The organism is Salmonella sp. SAL-020 (assembly GCF_017372215.1).
Classification (GTDB): domain Bacteria; phylum Pseudomonadota; class Gammaproteobacteria; order Enterobacterales; family Enterobacteriaceae; genus Salmonella; species Salmonella enterica.
In genome coordinates, this window is sequence record NZ_CP071690.1 from 3,264,129 (window position 1) to 3,283,192 (window position 19,064).

The 19,064-nt window shown below is 51.7% G+C and carries 18 protein-coding genes; 10 read left to right on the forward strand and 8 right to left on the reverse strand.

Annotated features, from left to right (window positions below; all coding sequences use genetic code 11):
* Window positions 1-3: 3 nt before the first annotated feature.
* The 5 genes from citX (at window position 4) to rnk (ending at window position 4,485) form a co-directional block, all read left to right on the forward strand.
* Window positions 4-555: a citrate lyase holo-[acyl-carrier protein] synthase gene (citX, locus tag J1G48_RS16025; RefSeq protein WP_001236063.1), complete on the forward strand. Its 552-nt coding sequence runs from the start codon at window positions 4-6 to the stop codon at window positions 553-555.
* Window positions 527-1,423, forward strand: coding sequence for a triphosphoribosyl-dephospho-CoA synthase CitG (citG, locus tag J1G48_RS16030; RefSeq protein WP_000982655.1), 897 nt, complete (start codon window positions 527-529; stop codon window positions 1,421-1,423). Before citX ends, citG begins: the two co-directional genes overlap by 29 nt.
* A gap of 37 nt (window positions 1,424-1,460) precedes the next feature.
* Window positions 1,461-2,924 carry a citrate/succinate antiporter CitT gene (citT, locus tag J1G48_RS16035; protein WP_000059040.1) on the forward strand — a complete coding sequence of 488 codons (1,464 nt, stop codon included), beginning with the start codon at window positions 1,461-1,463 and terminating at the stop codon, window positions 2,922-2,924.
* Between the two features lie 109 nt (window positions 2,925-3,033).
* Entirely contained in the window at window positions 3,034-3,840 is an 807-nt protein-coding gene (gene rna / locus J1G48_RS16040) for a ribonuclease I (protein WP_001092577.1), read from the forward strand.
* Window positions 3,841-4,074: 234 nt separating this feature from the next.
* On the forward strand, window positions 4,075-4,485 hold the full coding sequence (rnk, locus tag J1G48_RS16045) for a nucleoside diphosphate kinase regulator (protein WP_000089748.1): 411 nt from the start codon (window positions 4,075-4,077) through the stop codon (window positions 4,483-4,485).
* An 82-nt stretch (window positions 4,486-4,567) separates the two neighbouring features.
* Here the strand turns inward: rnk and J1G48_RS16050 are convergent, their stop codons facing one another.
* Complete coding sequence (locus tag J1G48_RS16050) at window positions 4,568-5,806, reverse strand: zinc-dependent alcohol dehydrogenase (protein WP_000646124.1); 1,239 nt, start codon at window positions 5,804-5,806, stop codon at window positions 4,568-4,570.
* Between the two features lie 222 nt (window positions 5,807-6,028).
* Here J1G48_RS16050 and uspG point away from each other — a divergent pair, with 222 nt between their 5' ends.
* Entirely contained in the window at window positions 6,029-6,457 is a 429-nt protein-coding gene (uspG, locus tag J1G48_RS16055) for a universal stress protein UspG (RefSeq protein ID WP_000278499.1), read from the forward strand.
* A gap of 67 nt (window positions 6,458-6,524) precedes the next feature.
* On the opposite strand, the gene J1G48_RS16060 is transcribed toward uspG, so the two are convergent.
* The 6 genes from J1G48_RS16060 to ahpC all read right to left on the reverse strand — a co-directional run bounded on the left by J1G48_RS16060 (window position 6,525) and on the right by ahpC (window position 13,381).
* Window positions 6,525-7,292, reverse strand: a complete 768-nt coding sequence (locus J1G48_RS16060) for a dimethyl sulfoxide reductase anchor subunit family protein (RefSeq protein WP_000417098.1) — start codon at window positions 7,290-7,292, stop codon at window positions 6,525-6,527.
* On the reverse strand, window positions 7,292-7,849 hold the full coding sequence (locus J1G48_RS16065) for a 4Fe-4S dicluster domain-containing protein (protein WP_001250383.1): 558 nt from the start codon (window positions 7,847-7,849) through the stop codon (window positions 7,292-7,294). The genes J1G48_RS16060 and J1G48_RS16065 overlap by 1 nt, the downstream gene beginning before the upstream one ends.
* Complete coding sequence (locus tag J1G48_RS16070; RefSeq protein WP_000064319.1) at window positions 7,846-10,125, reverse strand: molybdopterin-dependent oxidoreductase; 2,280 nt, start codon at window positions 10,123-10,125, stop codon at window positions 7,846-7,848. The genes J1G48_RS16065 and J1G48_RS16070 overlap by 4 nt, the downstream gene beginning before the upstream one ends.
* Window positions 10,118-10,678 (reverse strand): molecular chaperone, encoded by a 561-nt coding sequence (locus tag J1G48_RS16075; protein ID WP_000377428.1) that lies wholly within the window; start codon window positions 10,676-10,678, stop codon window positions 10,118-10,120. Before J1G48_RS16075 ends, J1G48_RS16070 begins: the two co-directional genes overlap by 8 nt.
* A 332-nt stretch (window positions 10,679-11,010) precedes the next feature.
* On the reverse strand, window positions 11,011-12,576 hold the full coding sequence (ahpF, locus tag J1G48_RS16080) for an alkyl hydroperoxide reductase subunit F (RefSeq protein WP_000887641.1): 1,566 nt from the start codon (window positions 12,574-12,576) through the stop codon (window positions 11,011-11,013).
* Between the two features lie 241 nt (window positions 12,577-12,817).
* Complete coding sequence (gene ahpC / locus J1G48_RS16085; protein WP_000052802.1) at window positions 12,818-13,381, reverse strand: alkyl hydroperoxide reductase subunit C; 564 nt, start codon at window positions 13,379-13,381, stop codon at window positions 12,818-12,820.
* 440 nt (window positions 13,382-13,821) lie between these two features.
* Here ahpC and dsbG point away from each other — a divergent pair, with 440 nt between their 5' ends.
* The 4 genes from dsbG to J1G48_RS16105 all read left to right on the forward strand — a co-directional run bounded on the left by dsbG (window position 13,822) and on the right by J1G48_RS16105 (window position 17,778).
* Entirely contained in the window at window positions 13,822-14,568 is a 747-nt protein-coding gene (gene dsbG, locus J1G48_RS16090) for a thiol:disulfide interchange protein DsbG (RefSeq protein WP_000597122.1), read from the forward strand.
* A 316-nt stretch (window positions 14,569-14,884) separates the two neighbouring features.
* Window positions 14,885-15,787, forward strand: coding sequence for a LysR family transcriptional regulator (locus J1G48_RS16095; protein WP_000002497.1), 903 nt, complete (start codon window positions 14,885-14,887; stop codon window positions 15,785-15,787).
* Between the two features lie 165 nt (window positions 15,788-15,952).
* Complete coding sequence (locus J1G48_RS16100; RefSeq protein ID WP_000118140.1) at window positions 15,953-17,188, forward strand: phosphoadenosine phosphosulfate reductase; 1,236 nt, start codon at window positions 15,953-15,955, stop codon at window positions 17,186-17,188.
* Window positions 17,161-17,778: a ParB/RepB/Spo0J family partition protein gene (locus J1G48_RS16105; RefSeq protein ID WP_001164756.1), complete on the forward strand. Its 618-nt coding sequence runs from the start codon at window positions 17,161-17,163 to the stop codon at window positions 17,776-17,778. Before J1G48_RS16100 ends, J1G48_RS16105 begins: the two co-directional genes overlap by 28 nt.
* On the opposite strand, the gene J1G48_RS16110 is transcribed toward J1G48_RS16105, so the two are convergent.
* Window positions 17,779-18,939: a pyridoxal phosphate-dependent aminotransferase gene (locus tag J1G48_RS16110; RefSeq protein WP_001245593.1), complete on the reverse strand. Its 1,161-nt coding sequence runs from the start codon at window positions 18,937-18,939 to the stop codon at window positions 17,779-17,781.
* Window positions 18,940-19,064: the final 125 nt, after the last annotated feature.

Here is a 19,064-nt window from a genome sequence, read left to right on the forward strand (position 1 = left end):
GCCATGCGCCTGTTTCCTGAACTCGCCACCTGTCACGACGTTTCTATTCCTGAGCTGCTCGCCAGCCGGGATGAGAGACAAGCAAGACAGCGCGCCTGGCTAACGCGCCACGCCACTCCACTGGTCTCCTTTACCGTGGTGGCGCCAGGCCCGATAAAAGACAGCGCGTTAACCCGCCGGATCTTTAATCACGGCGTGACTGCCCTGCACACGCTGGCAGAAGAGTATGGCTGGACTATCCGGGAGCAGGCTGCACTGGCTTCCGCCAGCGGGCCGGAAGGGCTGCTAGCGATTGACGCGCCCGCTCAGGCGCTCAAACAGGCGACCATCGCACTTGAACAGCGTTATCCACTGGGGCGCCTGTGGGATATCGATGTCCTGACGGCGGAAGGCGAAATACTCTCCCGCCGCCATTTCGCGCTTCCCGCCCGCCGCTGTCTGCTGTGCGGGCAAAGCGCGGCTGAATGCGCGCGGGGTAAAACCCACGCGCTGACTGATTTACTGATTCATATGGAGGCGCTGCTGCATGATGCCGATTCCCGCCAACCCGACTAACGCCTCCATTCAGCCTCAGTCGCTGTATGACGCCTGGGCCGATTTGGCCTGGCGCGCCATGCTGACCGAGGTAAATTTATCGCCAAAACCCGGTCTGGTAGACCGACTAAACTGCGGCGCGCACAAAGATATGGCGCTGGCGGATTTTCACCGCAGCGCGGAGGCGATTCGACACTGGCTGCCGCGCTTTATGGAATATGGCGCCAGCTGCACGCGCCTGCCGCCAGAGTCAGTTCTGGCGGGCCTGCGTCCATTGGGGATGGCCTGTGAAGCAGCGATGTTTCGCGCAACGGCGGGCGTCAATACCCATAAAGGCAGCATTTTCTCGCTGGGGTTACTGTGCGCCGCCATTGGCCGCCTGTATCAGCTACGCCAGCCGATCGCTGCAGAAACACTCTGCGCTACCGCCGCCGATTTTTGCCGCGGCCTGACCACGCGCGAACTGCGCCAGAACAACCTACAGCTCACCGCAGGTCAGCGGCTGTATCAGCAACTGGGATTAACTGGCGCGCGCGGCGAAGCGGAAGCGGGCTATCCGCTGGTCATCCGCCACGCGTTACCGCACTACCGCGCATTGCTGGCGCAGGGGCGCGATCCGGAACTGGCGCTGCTTGATACCTTACTGCTGCTGATGTCGCTTAACGGCGATACCAACGTCGCGTCGCGCGGCGGGGCGGACGGTCTGCGCTGGTTACAGCAGCAGGCGGCGGTCTTATTACATCAGGGCGGCATACGGACGCCTGACGATCTCGTTTATCTCCACCGGTTCGATCAGCAATGCATTGAACGCAATCTCAGCCCAGGCGGTAGCGCCGATCTGCTGATCGTGACCTGGTTTTTAGCGCAAATTTCGCAAGTTAATCATTAACACAATTATAGAAAATATCCTTTCCGGAGAGTCATTTATGTCTTTATCCAAAGATAATATATGGAAGTTGTTGGCCCCATTAGTGGTGATGGGCGTCATGTTGCTAATTCCTGTTCCAGATGGTATGCCGCCGCAGGCCTGGCACTATTTTGCGGTTTTCGTCGCGATGATTGTCGGTATGATCCTGGAGCCGATCCCGGCGACAGCGATCAGTTTTATCGCCGTAACCATTTGCGTTATCGGCAGCAATTACCTGCTATTTGACGCTTCGGAACTGGCCGATCCGGCGTTTAACGCCAGTAAACAGGCGCTGAAATGGGGGCTTGCCGGTTTCTCCAGCACCACGGTCTGGCTGGTTTTCGGCGCGTTTATTTTCGCGCTGGGCTACGAAGTGACCGGGCTGGGGCGCCGCATTGCGCTGTTTCTGGTAAAATTCATGGGTAAACGCACGCTGACGCTCGGCTATGCGATTGTCATTATCGATATTTTGCTGGCGCCGTTTACTCCCTCCAATACGGCTCGTACCGGCGGGACTGTCTTCCCGGTCATCAAGAACCTGCCGCCGCTGTTTAAATCGTTTCCAAACGATCCTTCCGCACGCCGCATCGGCGGTTATTTGATGTGGATGATGGTGATCAGTACCAGCCTGAGCTCTTCGATGTTTGTCACTGGCGCGGCCCCGAACGTATTAGGTCTGGAGTTCGTCAGCAAGATCGCTGGCGTCCAGATTAGCTGGCTGCAGTGGTTTCTCAGCTTTCTGCCGGTAGGGATTATTTTACTGATCGTTGCGCCGTGGCTCTCCTATGTACTTTATAAACCTGAAGTGACCCACAGTGCGGAAGTCGCGGCCTGGGCTGGCGGCGAGTTAAAAAACATGGGGCGTCTGTCCCGCAAAGAGTGGACGCTGATTGGCCTGGTGCTGCTTAGCTTAGGATTGTGGGTTTTTGGTGGAAAAATCATCAACGCCACTGCCGTGGGTCTGCTGGCCGTCTCGCTGATGCTGGCGTTGCATGTTGTGCCGTGGAAAGATATTACGCGCTACAACAGCGCCTGGAACACCCTGGTGAACCTCGCTACGCTGGTGGTCATGGCCAATGGCTTAACCCGCTCCGGCTTTATTGACTGGTTCGCCAATACCATGAGTACGCATCTGGAAGGTTTCTCGCCGGATGCAACCGTGATTGTACTGGTACTGGTGTTCTATTTCGCGCACTATCTGTTCGCCAGTCTTTCCGCTCACACCGCGACCATGCTGCCGGTCATTCTGGCGGTGGGTAAAGGCATTCCGGGCGTTCCGATGGAACAACTGTGTATTCTGCTGGTGCTGTCTATCGGTATCATGGGCTGTCTGACGCCGTATGCCACCGGCCCTGGTGTGATTATCTACGGCTGCGGTTACGTGAAATCCAGAGACTACTGGCGGCTTGGCGCAATCTTTGGCGTTATCTATATCGCGATGCTGTTGCTGGTGGGCTGGCCGATTCTGGCAATGTGGAATTAAACATTACGCCAACGCAGGTTAAAAATGATGCCGTTCAGGTTCACCTGAGCGGCATTTTTTATGATTAAATGGGTAACATTCATAATGTGTATAAATTATCGAATTCATCATGAACACAATATGGCATTACAGTCCGCTGCTGGCTGCCCTCTTAACCCCGATTTTTGCCGCCAACGCCGACGAACTTCAGGCGCAACAGTACGGTGATTTCACTGACTATGTGCTGGCGCTTTCCTGGCAAACCGGTTTTTGTCAAAGCCAGCATGAACGCCGCCATCGGGAGCCCGATGAGTGCCGTCTGCAAAAAGAGCCAGCCAACAAAGCAGACTTTCTGACCGTCCACGGCCTGTGGCCAGGATTACCCAAATCTATCGCCGCACGCGGTGTTGACCAGAGACGCTGGCAGCGCTTTGGTTGTGCGACGCGGCCAATCCCGAATCTGCCTGAAGTCAAGGCCAGCCGGAAATGCTCAGCCCCCACCCCCGGACTTTCGCCTGACATCGCGACAGCGCTTAAGGAAGTGATGCCCGGCGCGGGGGGGAATTCCTGTCTGGAGCGCTACGAATATGCCAAACATGGCGCCTGTTTCGGGTTTGATCCCAATGCCTATTTCGGCACCATGATACGGCTGGATAAGGCGATAAAAGACAGCGCGCTGGGGCAGTTTCTGACGGATAATTACGGCAAAACCGTTAGCCGCGCTGAGTTTGATAGCGTCGTCGCACAAATGTGGGGCCAGGATAATGTCAAAGCCGTTAAAGTAAACTGCCATGGCAATCCCGCCTATTTAACAGAGATTCAGTTTTCATTAAAGGCGTCGATGATTAACGCCCCGCTCTCCTCTGCCTCATTCCAGCCGCAGCCGCATCCCGGCAACTGCGGGAAACAGTTTATTATCGATAAAGCCGGTTATTGACGAAGCAGAGGTTTAAAACCGTAGCCACATTTGAGAACACGCCCGAATGTAGACTAAAATTCACTCAGGGCTATGACGTTTGAGGATTTACCCGAATGTGAACTAAATCACTTCAAAGACGGGGTAAGTCTCAGTATCATCATGAGAGTTAAACCCTCGCCGCCAGACGGTGAGGGTTTTCTTTTGGGACCATTTACCTGCACTACTCGCAGTATCGATGACATGGAGTAAGAAATGTCCAGACCCACTATTATCATTAACGACCTTGACGCCGAACGTATTGATCGTCTTCTGGAACAGCCTGCGTATGCGGATCTGCCGATTGCCGACGCGCTCAACGCCGAACTGGATCGCGCGCAAATGTGTTCGCCACAAGAGATGCCGAACGATGTCGTCACCATGAACAGCCGCGTTAAATTCCGCAATTTGAGCGATGGTGAAACACGCGTGCGGACGCTGGTGTACCCCGCCAATATGACGGATAGCAGTACCCAGCTTTCGGTAATGGCGCCCGTCGGCGCGGCGTTGCTGGGACTGCGCGTCGGCGACACCATTCACTGGGAACTGCCGGGCGGCGCCTCCACCCATCTCGAAGTGCTGGAACTCGAATATCAGCCTGAAGCCGCGGGCGACTTCCTGCGTTAAACCATCTGCATAAGCGTTAATGCGTTTACACAGAGGATGCCTGCGCATCCTCTTTCCGTTAGCCCTTTCATTTCTGCCTGTTTCAGACAACGCCGCCTGGCATCGGGTTGATTACTCCCGTCGCCTGTTTCTGCGCCGCTTGTGCCGACGTCGCTCCCGGCACCAGGATAACCTTTCGGCACTCTTCTTCGCGTTTTTCGAAAATTTCGTAGCCGCGCGCCGCCTCTTCAAACGGCATATAGTGCGTGACAATCTCCTCCGGCTTCAGCAACCCTTTTTCAATAAGCGGTAATAATTCTCCCAGCCACGCGTGAACATGGGTTTGACCCATTTTAAAAGTTAGCCCCTTATCAAAGGCGTCGCCGAATAAAAAGCCGTGAATAAAACCGGCATACACGCCGGGCACGCTGACCACGCCGCCGCGTCTGACCGCCGCGATACATTGTCGCAGCGCTTTGCCGCTGCTGCCTTCCAGTTTAAGGTTCGTCAGAACCGTCTCCGTCAAGCTGCCTTTCGCTTCAAAGCCTACGGCATCAATTACCGCGTCCACGCCGCGGTGTCCTGCCGTCTGCTCGATGATTTTTTCCGCCGGATCGTTCTCATCATCGAAGTTGATCGGTATCGCGCCGTAACGTTCTTCGGCGAAACGCAGGCGCCAGGCGTGGTGATCAACGACGAAGATCTGCTCCGCGCCCAGCAGTCGCGCACAGGCGATAGTCAGTAATCCTACCGGCCCTGCGCCAAAAACCGCCACGCTGGAACCTTGCTGAATCTGGGCATTTTTTGCCGCCTGCCAGGCGGTAGGCAAAATATCAGAAAGAAACAGCGCTTTATCGTCAGATAACAGCGGCGGCACCTTAAATGGACCGACATTACCTTTTGGCACGCGAACATATTCGGCCTGTCCGCCGGGAACGCCGCCATACAGATGGCTATACCCAAACAGCGCCGCCGGCGGTGGGATCTGTTTTTTATTCATCGTCGCGCCGTGTCCGTCGTTAGTGTTTTCACACGCTGAATATTGCTGTAGCCGACAGAAAAAGCAGTCACCACAGGCAATGACAAACGGGATAACGACCCGATCCCCTTTTCGAATATTCTTCACATCATGTCCGGTTTCCACCACCTCGCCCATAAACTCATGGCCGAAAATATCGCCATGTTTTACCTGTGGGATCTTGCCGCGATAGAGATGCAAATCAGATCCGCAAATCGCGGTGGCGGTAACACGCAAAATGATATCGTCAGGCTGCTCAATGCCGGGATCGGGTACGTTTTCAACCTTTACGTGATGTGGACCGTGATACGTCAATGCTTTCATGCAGCCTCCGGGGTAACGGTGAATGTTGCGTTCGACTATAAAAGGGTAGCTATCCCGGAGAGACTGCCGGCAAAACAGGCGGCTTTAGGATTTTTCCTGGAAAATACACGACTTTTTTAACGTCAGGTTGCCGTAATATTTAAAATTGCCAGACGAATAGCAGAAAGAAACATTATTATATGCTTGAATAAATTCAGTATTGATTAACAGGGAGTAACGGGTATGTATAAGACAATCATTATGCCGGTTGATGTTTTTGAAATGGAACTTAGCGATAAAGCCATTCGCCACGCTGAGTTTCTGGCGCAACAGGATGGCGTCATTCATCTGTTGCATGTACTGCCTGGGTCCGCGAGCATGAGTCTGCATCGCTTTGCCGCCGACGTGCGTCGCTTTGAAGAACATTTACAGCATGAGGCGGAAACGCGTCTGCAAACGATGGTGGGACACTTCAGTATCGATCCTTCACGAATTAAAACGCATGTTCGCTTTGGTAGCGTGCGCGATGTCGTCAATGAGATGGGCGAAGAACTGGATGCGGATGTCGTGGTAATCGGTTCGCGTAATCCGTCTATCACGACACACCTGTTGGGATCTAACGCCTCAAGCGTGGTGCGCCATGCGACGCTGCCGGTATTGGTTGTGCGTTAACCCTGGTGGCTAAAAACTGACACGCCCTGCCAGGTCACGCCTGGCAGGGCTTTTTACTGCATCATCGTTAATACAAATGCCCGATATTCACAATAGTACTCACCGTGTCGCCAAAAAAGACCAGCCGGCTCAGAAATACGCCAACGAATAACAAGACGAACAGGAGTTTCGGGCGCGAATCACCGTGACGGCTGGCGACAAAAGCGAGCGCAAGGCAAACCAGGCTTGCCAGATAAAACGGGGAAGCCAGCCATGAACGCGCCGTCATCTGCATGACCGTTCCCCCGCTTAACCACACCAGCGGCGCCGCGATAAGTACCGCGGTACACACCACAATTCCCTGGCGTAACGCAGGAACGGCAGGCCTGAGTCTTAACAGCGGAATCGCCGCGCAACCCATGACCCATACCGTAATAAAAAATAACAGCATGGTAAATCCATTAGCGATAGCTACCATCGCTGGCGCGGCGTAGGTCATCCCCTGCACCGCCACCAGTAACACGCCGAACACGGAGGCGATAAGAGCCATCGCTTTATGTCCCTTTGCCAGGAAAGTTACGCCGACCGCTGCGCCAAACAACGTGGCGCCAAGGATTTCCCGACTTAACCAGGCATGTCGCAGGTTAATCAGCGCATCATAAGCGCGATCGGGATGCGCCAGATGCAGAATCGCGGCAATAGACGCCAATGCCAGCACCAGCCCGGTGGCCAACCAATAGAAACGCTGGCCTTCCACTTCACCACGCAGCGTACGCCATGTCAGTACCAAAGCCATCCCGACAGACATCTGGCTTAATACCGTAAAAAACACCAGCGGCAGTTCATATTTTTCCATTACTTGTCCTCCGGCTGCTTAGGCTGGCGCGCCAGAATAAAGCGCGTTCCTGGATTGAGCTGTGGCATATGCGGGAACCCTGGCGGATACTGCACCGCATTATCGGGCACAGGATCGGAATCCAAATCGATAATCGACAAGGCGCCCACCGGGCAGGCGTTTACGCACGCCGGATTCATACCGATATCAAGACGCTCGTAGCACATACTGCATTTTTCCGCTTTACGCGTCTCTTCATTAAAACGCGGCGCGCCATAAGGACAGTTACGAATACAGTTTTTGCAGCCAATGCAGCGCTCAGGGTTATGCACCACCACGCCATCTTCACGTTTGGTATAGGCTTCGACCGGACAGGCGGCGACGCAGGCCGGATGTTCGCAGTGGTTACAGGCCAGCGAGTAAAACGCCCGCTCTTCATGTGGATAGATGTCTTTATCCAACGGATAAACGTAGCGCCAGAAGCGATCCGGCTCCAGTTGGTTAAAGCTTTTACACGCCATAGCACAGCCACGGCAGCCGATGCACTTATCGCTATTCACTAAAAACGCACGTCTCATGCTACGGACTCCCCTTTACCGATCAATACAACGTCAGCAAACTGACTGTGGATAGCGGCGCCCGGCGCGCCAGTTTTCATCAGCCCCATATCAGCAGGCGTATCGGCCACGACGTTTTGCACGTTGTACTGCCGTTTCGGGAACCACGCTTCATACATCACCAGAAAATCTTCCGGCACGTTGGTGGTGACTTTTGCCCGCAGCTCAACTTCACCGGTGCCATTGAAAACTTTGACCAGATCGTTCTCGCTGATGCCTTTTTTCTGTGCGGAAGAAGGATGGATATAAACGAACGGTTCCGGGTAGAACACCTGCATCCAGTCCAGGTTGATAAACTGCGAGTGCAGGCCAAACTGCACGTGCGGCGTAAACAGATGGAAAGGCAGTTTGCTCTCGGCTTCCGGTTTGTATTCCGGCAGCGCGGTATGGCCGTTTTTCTCCGCCAGTTCAGATTTAAATTCATACTTGCCTGACGGCGTTTTGAACTTGCGGTCGTACCAGGCGGCAGAACTTGGCAGGATCGCTTTTTTCGGCCCGTCCAGCAGATCGTCCCAGGAAGAGATGCCAAACATTTTCGCCATACCGTCGTTGAACTCCTGATCCAGCCAGCGCTTGTGATCGAACTCTTGCGGGAAGGTACAGGAACCCGGCGCCATCTTATTAATGGTGCGCGACAGCATGGTAGCGATTTCAAGGTCGCATTTTGCTTCATACATCGGCTTAATCGCCGGCTGATTAATGGAAAGCCAGTAGTGCCAGTAAGAAGCATCCACGTTCCACTCTTCAAACGCGGTGGTAACGGGCAGCACGATATCAGCGTGTTGCACCGTTTCGTTGAAGAACTGATCGGCGCAGACCACCATTTCCAGTTTTTCAAACGCTTTTTTCATCTTGCTGCGATCGAAATCCTGGGCAAACGGGTTTTTACAGGCGACCCACAGCATACGAACCGGCGGATCGTTGGCCTCCAGAATCCCCTGCGCCGTCTGGTTGATATTCAGAGAGCGATCGGAGTACTGCACGGCGTCGCTGCCAGCGGCAGCCCCGAATTCACTGGTGGTGCCCGCCGCTCCCGGTATGCCAATAGCGCCCACCGGCGGCTTCTGCAGCATGGCGTTATAGTTAAAGCCCCAGGTATGCAGATGGCCATAACGCGCGCCGCCGCCTTCGACACCGATGTTGCCGGACATAGCGACAAAGGCATCGATAGCGCGAACGTTGGCGCCGCCGTTGACATGACGCTGCATCCCGTAACCAATCCAGACCGTGGCCGGCTTAACCGCCGTAAACTCTTCCGCCAGTTGGCGAATGACATCCGCAGACAGGCCGCAGATTTCTGCCGCCCACTCCACGGTGACGTTATTACGCAGATAGGCTTCAAATTCCGGATAGCCATGAGCATCGTTGTTGACAAAGTCCTGATCCACCAGGCCTTTATCCACCAGATGACGCGCCATCCCCAGCGCCAGAGCGCCGTCTGAGCCAGGCCGTACGCGCAGGTAGAGATCGGCTTTGGCGGCAGTCTGCGACAGCAGCGGGTCGATAACCACGACCTTCGCCCCTTTCTCGCGCGCCTGATAGATGTACTTCATGCTGTGCATTGAGCACCAGGCCGGGTTGGCGCCCCAGATAATGATGTATTTCGCTTTCACCATATCTTCCGGGTCGTTACACCACATGTCGCCCATGTCGTAGTTTTGCGCGTCGATACCGGCAGGCCAGCACGGCGTACCGGCAAAACGGGTGGTGTAGCCAAGCGAGGACATCATCCCTTCAACGGCATAGTTCAGCACGCCAAACTTACCGGAATATTTGGTCAGCGCCAGACCGAGCATAGAACCGTCTTTTTTCTTAATCTCCAGCATTTTGGCGGCAATGCGCTGCATCGCCTCTTCCCATGAGATGCGACGCCAGTTGCCGCTACCGCGAACGTCCTGCGCCATGGGATATTTAATACGATCGGGGCTATAAACCCGGCGCGGATAGCTTAACCCTTTGACGCAAGGGGTACCGTGAGTAAATGTTGATTCCGGCGCGCCTTCCACGAAAGTAATGACCCCGTCCTTTACCCATGTCTTGAGGCTACAGGTGTCATAGCAGTTACGCGGACACGCGTTACGATAAATTTTGTACGTTTTAGGGTTAAAGGGAACAGGCGGCTGCGCAAGCGCGCATCGGGAGGTCAGTAATCCTCCGGGTAAAGCCGCAACGGCGCCCAGTGCCACTATCCCCTTTAAAAAAGAACGTCTGTTCAGATGTCCTGTCTCATTACTCATATTGATACTCTCGTTTTAATTCATCAAGCCAATAAAATAAGATGTCCGCCACCGTATATAACGTGGTCGTTTGTGCATGAGTTTTTATTTTTTCGATATATAATGGCACCCACTTTGTTAAATAGTTATTGATATATTGAGTGAGAGTAGATCGGTATGGTGACGTTTGCCGGGTATTAGCCAGTAATAGTGTGGTCAACTCCAGCACGCAGGAAATATGATCGTCAGGAATATTGCTCTCCTGATTAACCGATAATCCCAACGCTGCCATAAACTCCCGTATCTCCAGCGTCGCCTTTCCCATCACCAGCGCATCGTCCTCCAGATACACTGAAGCGAAAGGCGCAGCCAGCAGCTTGCCAGGACCGACGAATAGCGCATTAAAGTCATACTCCGCTTCCAGCCACGCCCGGTCGGTAAGGTTTACCGCAGCAGAGGGATTTAATCTCACGTAGGCAGATTTCAGTGAATGACTATCATGAGAATTAAAAAAATCACGCAATGTAAGCCCTGTTTTTTCTAATTCCGTCAGTGATTCATAGATTGAATCCATGAATAAATAACCTCACATACAAATGCAATATAAATCAAGAAAAAAGAATGGGCATGTTAGCGGAAGCGCTTAATCTTTCTTTGATAAAAAAACAGAAAAATTCCAGTTAAATCCGTAGAAGGCTTTTTTATTGTTTCAAAGTTTAAAAACAGAAGACCGTTGAAATAAAAAACCGTCTGTTATTAACAGACGGTTTCAGAGTATTGATAATGAAGAAGGTGTTTTACCCAGTGGCGTTCCCCAGGCATAAACACCGCAGGCCCGAATAGCTTACACTATCGGGCCATTTACGATGGCCAGTTAACTGGCCTTGCAGGTGTGCTTACTTCTTTTTATGCGATTTTGGTACGAATCAGATAATCAAAGGCGCTCAACGAGGCTTTCGCCCCTTCGCCTGTGGCGATGATAATCTGTTTGTAAGGAACGGTGGTGCAATCGCCTGCAGCGAAGACGCCCTTAACGCTGGTTTCACATTTGGCGTCAATAATGATCTCGCCCATGCGGTTACGCTCAAGCGCGCCTTCCAGCCAGTGGGTATTCGGCAACAGACCAATCTGCACAAAAATCCCTGCCAGCGCGACGCTATGAATATCGCCGCTGACACGGTCACGATACTCCAGCCCCACCACTTTCGAACCGTCGCCCTTCACTTCTGTCGTTTGCGCATTCAAAATGATATCGACATTTTTCAGGCTACGCACTTTGTCCTGTAGCACCTGATCCGCCTTCATCTCCGGCGCGAACTCCAGCAACGTAACGTGTTCTACAATACCTGCCAGATCGATAGCCGCTTCAACGCCAGAGTTGCCGCCGCCGATGACCGCCACACGCTTCCCTTTAAATAACGGACCGTCGCAGTGCGGACAATAGGTGACGCCTTTGGTGCGATACTGATCCTCGCCCGGCACATTCATATTGCGCCATTTCGCGCCGGTGGCGATGATGATACTGCGCGCTTTCAAGACTGCGCCGGACGCCGTTTCAATCTGATGCAGGCCGCCTTCTGCCGCTGCCGGAACCAGTTTACTTGCGCTCTGGCTGTCGATAACGTCAACGTCGTAATCGCTGACATGCGCTTTCAGCGCGCCCGCCAGTTTCTGGCCTTCGGTTTTCGGCACCGAGATATAGTTTTCGATATCCACGGTATCCAGCACCTGACCGCCGAAGCGCTCGCCCATCAGACCGGTACGGATGCCTTTGCGCGCCGAGTAGACCGCCGCCGCCGCGCCCGCCGGGCCGGAGCCGACAATCAGCACGTCATACGCATCGCGTTTGTTCAGCGCTTCCGCCGCACGTTTTTCTGCGCCAGTATCCACTTTAGCGACAATCTCGGTCAGAGTCATACGTCCCTGGCCGAACTCTTTACCGTTGACAAACACCGCCGGAACGCCCATCACGTTACGTTCGGTGATTTCGTTCTGGAAGGTGCCGCCATCAATTGCCGTATGTTTAATACGCGGGTTCAGCACCGCCATCAGGTTCAGCGCCTGCACTACGTCCGGGCAGTTATGGCAGGAGAGTGAATAATAAGTTTCGAATTCAAAATCGCCGTCAATATCGCGAATCTGCTCCAGCAGCGACTGCGCTTCTTTTGACGGATGACCGCCGGTCCACAGCAGCGCCAAAACCAGCGAGGTAAATTCGTGGCCCAGCGGAGAACCGGCAAAGCGCGGCCCTTGCTGAGAACCTGGATTCGTAATCAGGAAAGACGGCTTGCGCACCGGCAGAGTATTGTCTTCTTTAAACGTGACTTTGTCGGACAGCTCGGCGATTTCAGCCAGCAGTTCCTTGATTTCCGCCGATTTAGCGCTGTCATCCAGCGTGGCAATCAGCTCAACAGGTTTGGTCAGTTTCTCAAGGTAAGCCCTGAGCTGGGTTTTCATATTTGTGTCGAGCATTCTTCTTCCCTCTCTGAAAACATCATCATGCAAGCCGACTTCGCGGGACTGCATTAATGCAACTTGCGTCATGGTGCTGAAATGAAATGGGCGCGGGTGCGCCCATGACTGAAACAATTTCCAAAGTATTTCACGTCAGAGTAAGGCGGCTAGCCTGAGAATCCCCGGGAGCTTACTGAAGTAAGTGACCGGGGTGAGCAGGCGACGCCAACGCAGCTATGGCGTGAAAGACGACGGAAATTTAGATTTTACCGACCAGGTCTAAAGATGGAGCCAGAGTCGCTTCGCCTTCTTTCCATTTCGCCGGGCATACTTCGCCTGGGTGAGCGGCAACGTACTGTGCTGCTTTAATTTTACGCAGCAGGTCAGACGCGTCACGGCCGATACCTTCAGCGGTAACTTCGATCGCCTGGATGATACCCTGCGGGTCAACAACAAAGGTTGCACGGTCTGCCAAACCTTCGTCTTCACGCATGTTGTCGAAGTTACGGGTCAGGGCGCCAGTCGGGTCGCCGATCATCGCATATTTGATTTTTGCGATAGTTTCAGAGCTGCTGTGCCATGCTTTGTGCGTGAAGTGAGTATCGGTTGAGACGGAATAAACGTCTACGCCCAGCTTCTGCAGTTCTTCGTAATGGTCGGCAACGTCACCCAGTTCAGTCGGGCAAACAAAGGTAAAATCGGCCGGGTAGAAGAAGAAGACGCTCCAGCGGCCTTCGGTATCTTTCTCGGTGACTTCAATGAATTCACCGTTTTTGAACGCCTGGTTTTTGAAAGGTTTGATTTTGGTGTTAATTAAGGACATCTATACTTCCTCCGTGTTTTCGTTGAGGAGTAAGTTAACGAAATTTTGCTGATTCGGCTAATGCGTTTCCATTATCAAATCAATAAGCGTTAACTAACAACCCGTTTCGGGCGACATTGTGAACACTGCGCCCTGTCAGCCATCTAAAGTAAAAAGGCCGCCTGACAGGCGGCCCCATTACCTGAACTACCCGTAGGTAACTTCAGAGCCAGTACGACTCGTCTTGCAAATTACAGACGTATTGTCTGCAACTCGAAATCCATAGCGTATATGCTGGCTAAGTGTTGCGCTCTACATTACCTTAACAAAGGCTGTAACAGCGAAAAGGATTACATCACCCCAGCACAGAAAGGGCAATCCTGGCACGCCAGCTCTTACCTATGTCTGTGATAGGCATCATCATTAATACTCTTTTCGCTTTGATATTAAAAGGAAAAAATATGATTAAACGTACATTGCTGCTTGCTATGCTGCCCATTCTCGCCCACGCGGAAGAACTGCCTGCGCCGGTTAAAGCCATTGAAAAACAGGGTATAACTATCCTGAAATCCTTCGAGGCGCCGGGGGGCATGAAGGGCTATCTCGGAAAGTATCAGGATATGGGCGTCACGATTTACCTGACGCCGGACGGTAAACACGCGATTTCCGGCTATATGTATAATGAAAAAGGCGAAAATCTTAGCAACGCCCTGATAGAAAAAGAGATCTATGCACCGGCCGGACGTGAAATGTGGCAGAAAATGGAAAAAGCGTCATGGATACTCGACGGTAAAAAAGACGCGCCGGTGGTGCTGTATGTCTTCGCCGACCCTTTCTGCCCCTATTGTAAGCAGTTTTGGCAACAAGCTCGTCCGTGGGTCGAATCCGGCAAGGTACAATTACGCACATTACTGGTCGGCGTGATTAAACCGGAAAGCCCGGCCACAGCCGCAGCGATTTTAGCCGCGAAAGACCCGGCGAAAACCTGGCATGACTATGAAGCCTCCGCAGGAAAGATGAAGCTGGAGGTTCCGGCGTCCATCCCCCCGGCGCAGATGAAAGTCATTAATCAGAATCAGCAGCTAATGGACGATCTTGGCGCTAACGCGACGCCAGCAATTTATTACATGAATAAAGATAAGATTTTGCAACAGGTTGTGGGTTTACCGGAAAAAGCGCAACTGGACGCCATGATGGGGCAGCCTTAACGCAGAAATTAGCAAAGCTGGAGCTTAACCGTACCACGCCCGATAGCGCTACGTTTGTCGGGCCAACCTCTGACTGGCATTAACGCGACGCCAGACCAGCATGTCATCCGACACAGCCTTTTTAGACTAACGGCGTGGTTATAAAAGTGTACGTTATGTCCGCCTTTACTGTAATTATTTACTCGCTAAAATATTCATAACTGTGGTATTTTAGTTTAAATAAACTCTACATTAAGTTTAATAAACATAACTCTGGTAAATTATTGAGATTAAGTCATAATCATGGAAGATACCATGATAATGCCGGGAACATACTATGGCTAACCTTTACGACCTTAAAAAATTCGATCTTAACCTGTTGGTTATATTTGAATGTATCTATCAACATTTAAGCATTAGCAAAGCAGCAGAAACACTCTATATTACACCTTCTGCCGTAAGCCAGTCATTGCAACGCCTGCGCACGCAATTCAACGACCCTCTATTTATTCGTTCAGGCAAAGGAATTACGCCTACCGTAACAGGCATTAATTTACATTATCATTTAGAAAATAATCTTAACAGCCTGGAACAAACTATTAATATAATGAATCAGTCCAGCCTGAAGAAAAAATTTATTATCTACAGCCCACAGCTGTTGATCACCCAATATGTGATGAAATTAGTTAAATATATCCGCAAAGATCCACAGGTTGAAATTGAACATCACGACATTTTGACCACTGACGAACTGCCTGAAGATCTGCTTGCCTACCGCAAAGCAGATATTGTGGTTTCAATGGCCCCACTGAATAATCGTTCTATTGTTTGTACTCACTTTAATAGGCTAGAATGCATCCTGGTTTGCAGTGAAAACCATCCCCGACTAGGCGACACCGCCACTATCGACGAAATTCTACAAGAGTCATTTACGCAACTCGTCTCCCGGGCAACCGGTATGAAAGAATATCATTCACTTATGGATGATGTGCTGGGGGAAAGAATAATTGGTTTCAGAAGCAAATCGCTGATGACCATCGCCAACTCTATCAGCTCCACGGAGCTTATTGGTTTTTTACCACAAACATTTTTTGACTATTACTCTTCCTCTATCAAACTTAAAAAAGTCACCATACCTTTTACCATTGCTCCCATACAATTCTATCTTATGTATAATAGGGCTTCGCTGAATAATAGCGGATTTGCTGAGCTCATTGAGCACATCACAAAAAAACATTAATAAGAAGGTCAGATAACGGATATTAATATAAATTTAATGTATATGTTTATGGAATATATTTATTTTACAAATATAATAAAGCATTGCAAGTTCATCTAATCTGCTTATCCTTTATGTTAATTATTTCGAATATACTGTAGTTAACACATCGGAGACTATCCAGAGATGTCGGTTTATAAAGTTCCGCTCGAGCAAAATGTTCTGGAAGCGGCTCAAGAGCGTATAATGTGGACCCTGGAAACCTTACCCCGGGTCTGCGTCTCATTTTCTGGTGGTAAAGATTCAGGACTTATGTTGCACCTGACGGCAACGTTGGCGCGCAAAATGAATAAAAAGATCCATGTTCTCTTCATTGACTGGGAAGCGCAATTCTCCTGTACCATCGCCTATATTGAATCGTTACGTGAATACTACGCGGACGTTATTGAGCGTTTTTATTGGGTCGCATTACCCTTAACCACACAAAATTCCCTTTCACAATACCAGCCGGAGTGGCAGTGTTGGCAGCCGGGTACCGACTGGGTACGACAACCGCCAGAAGATGCGATTACCGATCCGGCCTTTTTTTCCTTTTATCAACACGGCATGACCTTTGAACAGTTCGTTCGCGATTTTGCCGACTGGTTTTCAGAAAAACGTCCTGCCGCTATGCTGGTCGGTATTCGTTCCGACGAATCCTATAACCGATTTGCCGCTATCGCTAACTCGCATAAGCAGCGCTTTGCCGACGATAAGCCCTGGACCACGTTAGCCCCTAAAGGGCACACCTGGTATATCTATCCCATCTATGACTGGAAAACCGCAGATATCTGGACCTGGTTCGCCAAAACAGGTAAACCATGTAACCCTTTGTATAATTTGATGTATCAGGCTGGAGTACCGCCCCGTTACATGCGTATTTGCGAACCGTTCGGCCCGGAACAACGACAGGGGTTATGGCTGTATCATGTTATCGAACCTGAGCGCTGGGCGGCCATGTGCGCCAGAGTCAGCGGCGCACTCAGCGGAGGAATATACGCCGGACAAGACAGCCATTTTTACGGCCACCGGAAAATTTTAAAACCCGATCACCTTAACTGGGAAGAGTACGCGCTGCTCCTGCTACACAGTATGCCTGAAGTCACTGCCGAACATTACCGTAATAAAATCGCCGTTTATTTGCAGTGGTATAAGAAAAAAGGCATGCACACCATTTCACAAACGCAGCATGGCGATATCGGATCGCGCGATATTCCGTCGTGGCGACGGATCTGCAAAGTATTACTGAACAATGATTACTGGTGCCGGGCGCTGTCATTCAGTCCGACAAAACCTAAGAATTACCAGCGTTATAACGAACGTATGAAAGCTAAACGCCAGGAATGGGGGATCTTATGCAACACCGACTCACAACCGAAATAACTCACTTTCTCTCTGAACTGCCTGAAGAGGAGAGGATCGCCGCCATTAATGAATTTAGAATGGCGATACATAGCGTTAGTCCTTTTCGCGATGAGCCTGTCGATTGTGTCCTGTGGGTGAAAAACGATCATATTTCACCTAATGACTACAACCCGAATAACGTTGCGCCGCCGGAGAAAAAACTGCTGCTTAAATCGATTGAACAAGATGGGTTTACTCAGCCGATCGTGGTGGTAAAGGCCAATACGGAGGAGTACGAGATTGTAGACGGTTTTCACCGTCATGAGCTGGGCAAAGGAAAAGCGGCCCTGAAAAGGCGTCTGAAAGGCTACCTGCCGATAACGTGTCTGGACAGAGAACGTCACGAACGCATGGCGGCAACCATTCGGCATAACCGCGCGCGCGGGCGCCACCAGATCCACGCCATGTCAGAAATCGTGCGCGAACTTTCTCTGCTAGGCTGGGACGAGAGCAAAATCGGCCAGGAGTTAGGTATGGACGCCGATGAAGTCCTGCGCCTGAAACAGATCAACGGCCTGCAGGAGCTTTTTGCAGACCGTCGATTCTCCAGAGCGTGGACGGTTAAATAACTACAGTTTACACAGGCGCTCTGCGGCGGCCGGCAGCGTTGATTCCTGTTTAGCGAAACATAAACGTATAAGCTGATGCGGGAAAGGGGCGGCGCAAAAGACAGAGAGCGGAATAGCGGCGACACCGACTTCTTCGGTTAGCCACTGACAAAACTCAACGTCATTTAGCGTCGACACTGCGCTGTAATCGATTAACAGAAAATAGGTACCTTCACAGGGCAGCACTTTTAATCGGCTTTGCGCCAGCGCGTTAACCAACACATCGCGTTTTTTCCGGTAAAAATCGGGTAACGCGCGATAGTGTTCCGGCGCGGCGCGCAGCATATCCGCCAGCGCCAGTTGCGCCGGCGTATTGACGCAAAACGTCAGGTACTGATGAACTTTGCGTATTTCGGCGCTAATGGCCGCAGGCGCAACGCAGTAACCAATCTTCCATCCTGTCATATGAAAGGTTTTACCAAACGATGAAACGGCAACCGCCCGCTCTCGTAACTGAGGGTGCGCCAGTACGCTGGCATGACCTTCGGCGGCAAAACAAATATGTTCGTACACTTCATCGCTTAATACATAAATTTCCCGCTCGCCGATAGCCTGCCACAGCGCCTCGATATCCGCCTGGCGCCAGACGGTAGCGGTGGGATTATGCGGCGTATTGAGGATCACCAGTCGCGTGCGCTCGCTAAGCAACGCCGAAAACGCCTGCCAGTCGACGCGAAAATGCGGCGGCGTAAGCGCTATGCGTTTTAACACTCCGCCGGAGAGCGCCACGGCCGGGGCATAGCTGTCGTAACTGGGATCGAAACAGATAACCTCATCCCCTGCCCGCACCAGCGCGGTAATCGCCGCATACAGCGCTTCTGTCGCGCCCGCTGTGACGGTGATATCACTGACGTCATCGGGTCGATAACCATATATTTCCGCCGTTTTATCGGCAATGGCCTCCCGCAGCGCCTGCGCCCCCGTCATCGGCGCATATTGATTCGCGCCCTGCGCGACATGATAAGCCAACCGCTCGTGCAAATAACGAGGACCATCAAAATCAGGGAAGCCTTGCGATAAATTTATTGCCTGATGTTTCTGCGCCAGCGCGCTCATTTGCGTAAAAATCGTGGTACCAAGATTTGGCAATTTGCTTTTTGGAATCAGTGGGTTATTTCTCATTATCTTCATACCCGCCAGTGATGTGGTTGTTGACACACTATCACAGGGTGTTAGTATTTGGCAATCAAGACGTTTAGATGTCTAAATATAATAACAACGGTGAGAAGACCCTAAGGATAACACAA

What these genes read in the sequence shown, in the direction of transcription:
- citX (WP_001236063.1), top strand. Translation starts at nt 4, where the DNA reads ATGCGCCTGTTTCCTGAACTCGCCACCTGTCACGACGTTTCTATTCCT.
- citG (WP_000982655.1), top strand. Translation starts at nt 527, where the DNA reads ATGATGCCGATTCCCGCCAACCCGACTAACGCCTCCATTCAGCCTCAG.
- citT (WP_000059040.1), top strand. Translation starts at nt 1,461, where the DNA reads ATGTCTTTATCCAAAGATAATATATGGAAGTTGTTGGCCCCATTAGTG.
- rna (WP_001092577.1), top strand. Translation starts at nt 3,034, where the DNA reads ATGAACACAATATGGCATTACAGTCCGCTGCTGGCTGCCCTCTTAACC.
- rnk (WP_000089748.1), top strand. Translation starts at nt 4,075, where the DNA reads ATGTCCAGACCCACTATTATCATTAACGACCTTGACGCCGAACGTATT.
- J1G48_RS16050 (WP_000646124.1), bottom strand. Translation starts at nt 5,806, where the DNA reads ATGAAAGCATTGACGTATCACGGTCCACATCACGTAAAGGTTGAAAAC.
- uspG (WP_000278499.1), top strand. Translation starts at nt 6,029, where the DNA reads ATGTATAAGACAATCATTATGCCGGTTGATGTTTTTGAAATGGAACTT.
- J1G48_RS16060 (WP_000417098.1), bottom strand. Translation starts at nt 7,292, where the DNA reads ATGGAAAAATATGAACTGCCGCTGGTGTTTTTTACGGTATTAAGCCAG.
- J1G48_RS16065 (WP_001250383.1), bottom strand. Translation starts at nt 7,849, where the DNA reads ATGAGACGTGCGTTTTTAGTGAATAGCGATAAGTGCATCGGCTGCCGT.
- J1G48_RS16070 (WP_000064319.1), bottom strand. Translation starts at nt 10,125, where the DNA reads ATGAGTAATGAGACAGGACATCTGAACAGACGTTCTTTTTTAAAGGGG.
- J1G48_RS16075 (WP_000377428.1), bottom strand. Translation starts at nt 10,678, where the DNA reads ATGGATTCAATCTATGAATCACTGACGGAATTAGAAAAAACAGGGCTT.
- ahpF (WP_000887641.1), bottom strand. Translation starts at nt 12,576, where the DNA reads ATGCTCGACACAAATATGAAAACCCAGCTCAGGGCTTACCTTGAGAAA.
- ahpC (WP_000052802.1), bottom strand. Translation starts at nt 13,381, where the DNA reads ATGTCCTTAATTAACACCAAAATCAAACCTTTCAAAAACCAGGCGTTC.
- dsbG (WP_000597122.1), top strand. Translation starts at nt 13,822, where the DNA reads ATGATTAAACGTACATTGCTGCTTGCTATGCTGCCCATTCTCGCCCAC.
- J1G48_RS16095 (WP_000002497.1), top strand. Translation starts at nt 14,885, where the DNA reads ATGGCTAACCTTTACGACCTTAAAAAATTCGATCTTAACCTGTTGGTT.
- J1G48_RS16100 (WP_000118140.1), top strand. Translation starts at nt 15,953, where the DNA reads ATGTCGGTTTATAAAGTTCCGCTCGAGCAAAATGTTCTGGAAGCGGCT.
- J1G48_RS16105 (WP_001164756.1), top strand. Translation starts at nt 17,161, where the DNA reads ATGCAACACCGACTCACAACCGAAATAACTCACTTTCTCTCTGAACTG.
- J1G48_RS16110 (WP_001245593.1), bottom strand. Translation starts at nt 18,939, where the DNA reads ATGAGAAATAACCCACTGATTCCAAAAAGCAAATTGCCAAATCTTGGT.